Annotated in this window: 1 protein-coding gene; it reads left to right on the top strand. The window is 67.2% G+C overall.

Features of this window, described 5'->3' with window-relative positions:
• A partial coding sequence (locus IT779_RS37055) for an AMP-binding protein (protein WP_196154177.1) occupies positions 1–647 on the top strand: 647 nt, incomplete at both ends.

The following is a 647-nucleotide window of genomic DNA, read 5'->3' as shown; positions in this document are numbered from 1 at the left end:
GACCTGCTCGCCGAGGTCTCCCGCGCCGCCAACTACCTCACCGAACTCGGTCTGGTGGCCGGTGACCGGGTCGCGATCTACATGCCGATGATCCCCGAGGCCGTCGTCGCCATCCTGGCCTGCGCCCGCCTCGGACTCACCCACTCCGTCGTCTTCGCCGGGTTCTCCCCCACCGCCCTGCGCCAACGCATCGACGACGCCGCCGCCCGACTCGTCATCACCACCGACGGCCAATGGCGACGCGGCACGCCCGCGCCACTCAAGACGGCTGTCGACGATGCGCTGTCGGCTCCCGGCCACACCGTCGAACACGTCCTTGTCGTGCAACGCACCGACATCGAGACCCCGTGGACCGAGGACCGCGACCTCTGGTGGCACGACACCGTCGCACACGCCTCACCCGAACACGAAGCGCGACCCTTCCCCGCCGAGCATCCGCTGTTCATCCTCTACACCTCCGGCACCACCGGAAAACCCAAAGGCATCCTGCACACCAGCGGCGGCTACCTCACCCAAACCGCCTACACCCACCACACCGTCTTCGACCACAAACCCGGAAAAGACATCTACTGGTGCACCGCCGACATCGGCTGGGTCACCGGACACTCCTACATCGTCTACGGACCACTGGCCAACCGCGCCACCCA

Origin of the sequence: Nocardia bovistercoris (assembly GCF_015674855.1) — a bacterium.
GTDB classification, from domain to species: Bacteria; Actinomycetota; Actinomycetes; order Mycobacteriales; family Mycobacteriaceae; genus Nocardia; species Nocardia bovistercoris.
Note: the sequence above shows the minus strand (reverse complement) of the source record. Positions and strands in the feature narration are given on the sequence as shown.